This window comes from Coprococcus sp. AM97-35 (genome assembly GCF_027697525.1).
In the GTDB taxonomy this organism is placed as follows: domain Bacteria; phylum Bacillota; class Clostridia; order Lachnospirales; family Lachnospiraceae; genus Allocoprococcus; species Allocoprococcus comes.
Genome location: NZ_JAQESL010000057.1, coordinates 1 through 3449 on the forward strand (window position 1 = coordinate 1; position 3449 = coordinate 3449).

General features: G+C 40.5%; 4 protein-coding genes. 3 read left to right on the plus strand and 1 reads right to left on the minus strand.

The features are described from left to right. Positions 1–216 precede the first annotated feature (216 nt). Positions 217–648 (minus strand): FtsX-like permease family protein, encoded by a 432-nt coding sequence (locus tag PG840_RS17070; RefSeq protein WP_442872515.1) that lies wholly within the window; start codon positions 646–648, stop codon positions 217–219. 110 nt (positions 649–758) lie between these two features. Between PG840_RS17070 and PG840_RS16465 the strand changes: the two genes are divergently transcribed. The 3 genes from PG840_RS16465 (at position 759) to tnpC (ending at position 3389) form a co-directional block, all read left to right on the plus strand. Further along, positions 759–1124, plus strand: coding sequence for a hypothetical protein (locus tag PG840_RS16465; RefSeq protein WP_072447635.1), 366 nt, complete (start codon positions 759–761; stop codon positions 1122–1124). Beyond that, the gene (tnpB, locus tag PG840_RS16470) at positions 1114–1476 is read left to right on the plus strand and encodes an IS66 family insertion sequence element accessory protein TnpB (RefSeq protein WP_118014642.1); all 363 of its coding nucleotides are present in this window, start codon (positions 1114–1116) and stop codon (positions 1474–1476) included. The genes PG840_RS16465 and tnpB overlap by 11 nt, the downstream gene beginning before the upstream one ends. A 293-nt stretch (positions 1477–1769) precedes the next feature. Further along, positions 1770–3389, plus strand: a complete 1620-nt coding sequence (gene tnpC, locus PG840_RS16475; protein WP_118014640.1) for an IS66 family transposase — start codon at positions 1770–1772, stop codon at positions 3387–3389. The last annotated feature ends 60 nt before the right edge of the window (positions 3390–3449 follow it).

The window sequence follows — 3449 nt, forward strand, 5'->3', positions numbered from 1 at the left end:
AGTGGGGATTATCACTCGTATTATTAAACAGAGTATTTAACAGTCCATAATGTGAAAGGTAGGAAATCAACTGAACGCTTTCCTACCTTTTCTGTTATCTTTTCTCACCCTCATACTCAATTTTCAAACCAAAAATATATTGCAGTTTATGAAGCAAAAGAACAAATACAATGCCCATATATTAATTTATAAAATTCTTTTATTAGTAGATATACTCTATTTTATTCTATCTATCAGACTCTCTCTCTTGTAAAAATTAATAATTATATAGGCAAATATCATTTGAACAATAATAAGTATTGAAAAATATACCGTCATTTCTTTAAATGGGAAGTGATATATCACTTTTCCAAAAACACTAAAGGAACTAAATACATTACACAGTATAATCCCAAAAATAGTTCCAAAAATCAAAGAAATTGAAATCGAACCAACGGAATATAAGATTCCCTCTTTTACTACTATAGATGATAATTGTTTATCAGTTAGACCTACACATTGTAGCATTCCATATTCTCGTTTACGTGTTGCCATATTTGAAAACAGCATATTTAGCAAATTAACAATACCAAAAATTCCTACAAATATAACTAAACCATAAACTGGCTTTCTATATGCATCTATCCTTTGTTTATATGGTAAACGCAAAATAGCGAGTACCTGTTCAAAATCATCCGATGTGAGATAATAGACTCATCACTACAAAGTCTAAATAGTTTAGTACTCAACTTTTTAGACTTTATCACAGGAGGTGAGTCATGAAATCTCACACAAGTTTAGTTGCACAGCAAACCCGCCTGAATGAATGGGCTGATTTGATCCGAGACTGTCAAAACCGTCCACAGGGAATGAAAATCGATGAATGGTGTCAGCTGCACGACATTACAAAAGCGAGTTACTACTGGAGACTCCGGAAAGTCCGTGAGGCTTACTTAGAAACTGCGGAGCATACACAAGCCTTTGTAGAAGTTCCTTCCTCTGCACTCCATCCGGTAAATACGACCTCAGAGCATAAAATCGCTGCCATAATCAGAAGTGGAAGCAACCTCACGTTGGAAATCACCGACCAGGCTTCTGCCTCCTTTCTAAGTACACTTTTGGGAGTGATCAGAAATGCTCAATGATGGTACCGGATTCAAAAAAGTGTATCTGGCAACTGGATTTACGGATCTGCGCAGAGGAATTGACGGCTTGGCAAGAATCATACGTTTTCAGTTCCAGCTCGATCCTTATGATAAGAATACATTATTCTTATTTTGCGGTAAGCGTACGGACCGGATAAAAGGACTCATCTGGGAAGGTGATGGATTTCTCCTTCTGTATAAGCGGATTGAAAATGGGAACTTCCGATGGCCTCGTACACAGGAGGAAGCGCTGGAGATCAGTGCAGACCAGTATCGAATGTTGATGCAGGGTCTGGAAATCGTTGCCAGACATCCCATAGAAGAAGTTCCTGATCCTGGATTCTCCTTATGATTTGTGCAAAACATAGAAAATAAAATCACTTTCATCCACACCGGGTTACCCAGTGCAATATAAAATTGAAAGTTATTCACATCCTGAAAGTTTTCTGTGAGTTTCTATGATACTCTGGATTCCAAAACTTTTCAGATTGTGGATAACAGTCATAAATATCTGAAATTCTGGCTTTTATCTTCAGGTATTCATGACTGTTATCCACCGTCAAAGTAACGAAGGTAACAGAATGCAAAAATAGCCAAAAACTGTTGATTCTGCTATAATACCACTTAGGAAAGTGAGGTTTGGTTATGGCAGTCAATTATACGGAGGAACAATTAAATAACGTTGATAAGTCGTTTCTTATCCAGCTTCTTTTACAACAGCAGGAACAGTTGAATGCTTTAACAAAGGAGCTTCACGCATCGAATGAAAAAATGCAGCTTCTGATGGAACAGGTGATCCTTGGTAAGCAGAACCGTTTTGGCAGGTCTTCTGAAAAAATGGAAGATACCAGTCAGATCTGTTTTCGAGAAGTAAACGGAACGATTGTCTTTTTCAATGAAGCAGAAGCAGTCTGTGATCTTAATGCGGCAGAGCCTGAGGATCTGGAACTGAAGTCTCCAAAGCAGCCGAAGCGTAAGGGAAAGAAAGAAGCAGATCTTTCCGGGCTTCCGGTCAGACGGATCGACCATTATCTGTCCGCGGAGGAATTGGAAGCGGAATTCGGTGTCAGGGGTTGGAAACAGTTACCGGATGCCATTTCCAGAAAATATCATTTCGTACCTGCGAAGGTAGAAGTAGAAGAACATCACATCGGTGTGTATGCCAGCAAAACAGATGAACACATGGTGAAAGCAGACCATCCAAAGACGTTACTGCATGGGAGTCTGGTATCACCATCTCTGGGTGCTGCGATCATCAATGGAAAATATGTGAACGCAGTTCCTCTCTATCGATTGGAGCAGGAATTCCAGCGTTATGGCCTGCAGATCACAAGGCAGAACATGGCAAACTGGTGCATACGTTTGGCAGAGGAATATCTATCAATCCTTTATGATTATCTTCATAAAGAATTGTATTTCTACCACGTCATCCAGGCAGATGAAACGCCGGTGCTTGTAAACCATGACGGGCGCAAAGCCGGAAGCAAAAGCTGGATGTGGGTATACCGTTCCGGACATTTGTATCAAAAACGGCAGATTGTCCTGTATGAATACCAGCAGACGAGAAATGCATCCCATCCACGGGAATTCCTGAAAGGGTACGACGGCATCTGTGTAACAGACGGTTACCAGGTCTACCATACTTTAGAAAAAGAGTTGGAAGAACTGACCATTGCTGGATGCTGGGTGCACTGTCGCCGCAGATTTGATGAAGCCTTAAAACTGATCCCAAAATCCTATCAAAAGGAATCCAATACATTTCTTCTGATGAAACAGATCCAGGCGATCTATCGGGAAGAAGGGAAGCTGAAGGACCTTTCTTCTGATGAACGGCTTAAGCAACGGCAGGCGGTTATCAAACCGCTTGTGGATGCGTTTTTTGCGTACCTAAAAACTATAAATGTGTCCAAGAAGGATAAATTTGGTGATGCTGTTGGCTATGCACTGAATCAGGAAAAATATCTCCGGGTATTTCTCACAGATGGGGATGTTCCGATCGATAATAATGCATCCGAAAGGGCAATCCGTGGTTTCTGTATCGGAAAGAAAAACTGGCAGATGATCGATACGATCCATGGAGCCAAATCTTCCGCAATCATTTACAGTATTGTAGAAACTGCAAAAGCCAATAATCTGAAACCTTTTGATTATGTGCAGCATCTCTTGGAAGAGATGCCGAAACACATGGATGACAGGGATTGTTCCTTTTTGGAAAATCTTCTGCCATGGTCAGAAAAACTTCCGGCAGGAATCCGCAAAGCTTAAATATTGGTGGCTGCAAAGCAGCCGCCTAAAAATGTCAAGGTACTCGCTATTTTGCGTTTA